Consider the following 2274-nt stretch of genomic DNA (forward strand, 5'->3'; position numbering starts at 1 on the left):
AAAAACTCTAATATAAATAATTCCATAACTACCTTTTATTCCCAAGAAGAACGACAGTTACGTGTAGATCTTGCTGCTGCTTACCGCTTGATTAACTATTATGGGATGACAGACATGATATACACCCATATTTCCGTGCGGATTAAAGAGGAGCCACCAATATTCCTCATTAATCCGTATGGTATGATGTTTGACGAAATATGTGCATCAAATTTGGTTCCAGTGGATGCTAATGGCAACAAAATTGACCAGGCAGACGCGGAAGTAAATCCAGCCGGATTTACTATACACAGTGCTATTCATTTAGGTTGCCCTAATGCCCATGCAATCATCCACACCCATACTGTTAGTGGCATGGCTGTTGCTGCGATGGAAGAGGGTTTGTTGCCCCTTAACCAAATTTCGATGGAATTTTATAATCGGGTTGCCTACCATGATTATGAGGGCATCTCACTTAACCTGGATGAGCGAGAAAGGCTGGTGGCATCTCTGGGAGACAAGAAATGTTTAATCCTCCGTAACCATGGTCTTTTAACTGTAGGTGAAACAGTAGCGGAAGCATTCTTCTATATGTACTACCTGAATAAGGCGTGCGAGATTCAGGTTAATGTATTAAGTAGTAACGCCAAGCCGATTATACCACCACCTGAGATTTGCGAACATACAGCACGGCAATTTGAAGGCTCCTTCGGAAATAAAAATCAAGAATTCCAACTCGTATGGGAAGCTAATCGCCGTTTGCTCGATCGACTCGATTCTTCTTATAGTGACATACTCCCACCCAACTTACCCTAGGAAAAATTAGGCCATATTCAAATACACAAAAAAATACGGGGAATCCTGCCTCCTTCACTCCATTTGATAAAAATGGAAAACATCAAGGTTTACTAATTAGTAATAACTCTGAAACAATTATTCGCAATTGATTTGAACAACTAACTGGTAATTTAAAGGAGTACTAAAGCGATCCCAAGTTTCATCAATGCCAACCCCAATACTAACATTTCGGCCCATGGGAATTGACAAGATTTCGACTCTGTTAGCTCGAAACCAATCCCACTGGCGACCGATTTCTCTAGCTTTTGGTCAATCGGACTTCCCAATTCAAGAATACGTTGACCTGACTTTACAGGCTCCTGAAGTAGAAAAAGTACTAGGTTACGGGGATATTAGCGGACAGATGTCACTGCGGAAAAAAATTAGCAGCTTTTACGCCTCGACCTTAGGTATAGATATCCCAGCGGCACAGATATTGATAACTGATGGGGCGACTGGTGCATTAGTCTTAGCATTGGGGCTGTTGGTGCGCCGAGGTAGCGAAGTCATTATACCAGCCGTCGGATATGCGGCCTATCCGCGAATCGTGAAGATGTTTGGTGGCATTCCGATATCGGCACCCCTGGATGCAGAGTTTAACCTCTCACCCCACCGACTGCGGAATTTGATAACTGCCAAAACCGCTGCTATAATCGTCAACTCTCCGGGAAATCCCCACGGAAATATAGCTAGTCGGGAAATGCTAGCAGAAATTGCTTCATTCGGCATTCCAGTAATTTTCGACGAAGTTTACCAGTTAATGACTTTCGCGGGGGATTTTGCTCCCAGTGGGACGCAACTGCCTGGGGAACATTTCATTGTCAATGGATTTGCCAAGTCTTTTGCCGTTCCGGGATTGCGTATCGGTTTTGTGATTGTACCATCAAGCTTAGCTGAAGCTGCCGAGAGTATGAAAGTATTGTTGAATATTTGCCCGAATCTTCCCGGACAGCTGTTAACAGAACGACTGCTAGAGAGATCCCGGCTGCTGCTAAAGGCTCATCGAAGCTACCTGGGTCGCAGCCACAAGGTGTTCTTAGCGGCTTGCGATCGCTACTCTGTCCCTGTAATCAGAAATTCCCAGGCGGGGTTTTATGGTATCATACCGCTGCCTGAAGGTATGGACTCCATGAAAGCAGCATCGATATTAGCCAAAGACTATGCACTTGCCACTGCTCCGGGAACGGATTTTGCTGAAACCGACCCCGGTTTTTTGCGCGTCAACTTTACTAAAAGCCCTCAAGATGTGTCCGAAGGAGTGCTAAGGATAACCGAGTTCCTTGAAAAGGTCAATTCTGGGATCTGCGATCGGCGTTCGCGAAGCGTGGCCAAAGGCCTCAGCCGCGCCAAAGGCGATTAGCCCAAAGGGCTACGCTACGCGAACGCACTCCCTTCACACTTCGGACTTAAGCTTGAGTTGACTGCGAATGGACATGAATATGGCAGTGCTACTACTGG

2 protein-coding genes are annotated in these 2274 nt (G+C 45.5%); both read left to right on the top strand.

Features of this window, described 5'->3' with window-relative positions; translation table 11 throughout:
• Positions 1-795, top strand: a 795-nt coding sequence (locus F6K64_RS37895; RefSeq protein WP_287268002.1) for a class II aldolase/adducin family protein, incomplete at its 5' end; no start/stop codon positions are given.
• A gap of 187 nt (positions 796-982) precedes the next feature.
• Positions 983-2176: a pyridoxal phosphate-dependent aminotransferase gene (locus F6K64_RS37900; protein ID WP_081431922.1), complete on the top strand. Its 1194-nt coding sequence runs from the start codon at positions 983-985 to the stop codon at positions 2174-2176.
• The last annotated feature ends 98 nt before the right edge of the window (positions 2177-2274 follow it).

It is taken from the genome of Moorena sp. SIO3A2 (assembly GCF_010672265.1).
Classification (GTDB): Bacteria; Cyanobacteriota; Cyanobacteriia; order Cyanobacteriales; family Coleofasciculaceae; genus Moorena; species Moorena producens.

Coding starts and splice junctions, on each gene's coding strand:
- F6K64_RS37900 (WP_081431922.1), top strand. CDS start 983: ATGCCAACCCCAATACTAACATTTCGGCCCATGGGAATTGACAAGATT.